This is a genomic window from Bacillus cereus group sp. N8, from assembly GCF_016483685.1.
GTDB classification, from domain to species: Bacteria; Bacillota; Bacilli; order Bacillales; family Bacillaceae_G; genus Bacillus_A; species Bacillus_A proteolyticus.
Map to the genome: position 1 here is coordinate 1 of NZ_JAEHBK010000101.1, position 2332 is coordinate 2332.

Consider the following 2332-nt stretch of genomic DNA (forward strand, 5'->3'; position numbering starts at 1 on the left):
GGACCTTGTCCCTGTGAGAGTAGGACGTCGCCAAGCAACCTTAAGACGAGTCAGAATGACTCGTCTTTTTTGTGTTTAATAAAATAAGTTTGTCATCTACGTATTACTGGAGTATATGGGTGTCTCTCCAGTAATTATAAGTACGATCGCCTTCAGCAATAGAAAAATCCTCGTTTATTTCATTCATTTTTTTCAGGAGTTCTTCATTATCTAATTCATAAAAAACATATCCTGAGCATATTGCAGTTTTTATGCCGTCAATTACTAATTGTGCAAGATAATCAGGAAAATCATCAAATTGCCAAGCTGTAACAGATTTAGGCTTTTCTTCGTACCCTCAATAATTATTCCAATATTTTTTCGCTAGTAAATTCTTTTATATTACTACCTCACTTTTCTATGATTAAGGAGTATTTGTTATGTGTTCTTATATAATCCCCTATAATTATTCACCACTTGTATTGTTGTTTTCCTTATTAACAAAGGCAATATATGAAATGAATAAAGCTTATATACTCATTCTGCCTATTTGTGGTCATCTTTCCTGTAGACGCCCATATTAATAGAAGGGATAATTTAAGTTACGGATTGTATTATAAGGTAGTGGGTACAACTGTTCCCGCTTAAGGGAATTCTCTAATAAAGGTTGTAATTCTTCATCTGTTTCATGCATAGATAGAAAACTGTCGTCAGCTAAGTATGAGAAGAATTTCTTTATTGAAAATTGTCCTCTTGTTTCATTGTGCACGTCTTTTAGTATGTGCATGATACTATTTTATAGTTGCTGATTATTTTTATTGTTTTGATCTAAATAATTATGTGGTAAAAATGGCGTTGCGAAAAAAACGATAATACGAGCTTGTTTCTTTGGGTCTAAAGTTTGAAGAGTTACCACTATTTCAAAATATAATTTGCGTAGATCATTTGTAGTACTTTTTGTAGTGCACTTTGAATAGTAGATTCTGTATGAATACTAATTGCCTCTAGCCCTTTTATATACTTGGCATAACTAGTCACATTAATTTCCCGAGAAAGATTTCGAGATGGGAGACCTGTTATGGATAAATAACGTTGGAATTGTTCTTCTAGGTAACTTTCAATTTTTTTACATGCAAGCTTTGTTTCTTCTAGTAGTTGTGATAGTACTTCCTTTGGTGTAGATTCATAAATAAAATAATTGAAATATAATTGGCTATTTGTTGCAGTTTGCACAGCAGCGCCACTTTTCGTATCAACAGATCTTCTTCCGAATAACCATTCTCTAGAAAGTGTGTCTTTTTGTACAGTATCATTTTCATTTTCCTTATATGTTTAGAAATATTGTTCAATTGCACCTGGAAGGAAGGTCTGTTCTTTTGACGACCGAAATCTTCGATGAAAGCTGTATCCAAATAAGAGTGATAGATAATAGTAGAAGTTGAAGTACTGTTGCCTTTTATAAATGCGAATACATATTCCTTACCGATTGAATCGTTAGGAATATGTTGAATCCATACATGTTCAGGGTGCTTTTGGAAGTGTGGAAAGCTTTTTATAACAATATATAGTTCATCTATAATATGGGCTTCGCTGGTAGTGCCGTTAATACTATTAAATGCGGATAGATGATTTGTTAAAAATTCAACTTACTTTTTCTAAAGATAAAGCTTGTATTTGTTTGTATATAGTTATAGGATAAAACCTCCTTAGCTCTTATAAAATAGTGAGATTTCTATAAGAGGGTAAGTTAAGATTTATGTGTTTAAATAGCAAAGTGGAAACGATTTAGAAGTTGTATACCAGAGTCTTCTGCATACTTCGATACCATCTGCTTTTGGTATCATGGGGTCTAATATAATAAGGTCATAGTTATATTGATTAAATAAATGTAGCGCTTTTTCACCATTGATTGGGGTATCTACCATACATAATTCTTGCTCTAAATACTTTTTAATAAATCATGGATTCCTTTATCATCGTTTATTATAAGAATACGTATATCTTTCGGTCCGGTTTCTAATAGAGTTTTAGTGATAGTACAATATGATAAACAAAGGGTTATATTGGAGAAAATAGTAACTCTCAAATTAATTCATCAAAGGAAGTTTGTTATACTTGATGAAAAAGATTGCTTGTGAAAATTAAGTAAGAGGTGACGACTTTAACCTGTTAATAAAAAAGGATTTAAATTAAATTAAATTTCTTTTAAAAAGGTGTTGACGATTACCATATAGAGGTGTAATATAGAACAAGTCGCCGATGCAATAACGCAAAATGCGGCAAACGAAATAAAAAACTTAGTTGACATTAACTAACGAAGATGTTAACATAAGGAAGTCGCAAATGAGCGACC

At 31.9% G+C, this 2332-nt stretch carries 1 protein-coding gene and 2 pseudogenes; all 3 read right to left on the bottom strand.

Annotated elements, in window-relative coordinates:
- Nucleotides 1–112: 112 nt before the first annotated feature.
- Nucleotides 113–373 (bottom strand): annotated as a pseudogene (locus tag JDS80_RS31835) (ASCH domain-containing protein); the annotation flags it as partial.
- Nucleotides 374–894: 521 nt separating this feature from the next.
- Nucleotides 895–1212 (bottom strand): hypothetical protein, encoded by a 318-nt coding sequence (locus JDS80_RS30535; RefSeq protein ID WP_199640801.1) that lies wholly within the window; start codon nucleotides 1210–1212, stop codon nucleotides 895–897.
- A 569-nt stretch (nucleotides 1213–1781) separates the two neighbouring features.
- A pseudogene (locus tag JDS80_RS30540) lies at nucleotides 1782–2014 on the bottom strand (response regulator); the annotation flags it as partial.
- Nucleotides 2015–2332: the final 318 nt, after the last annotated feature.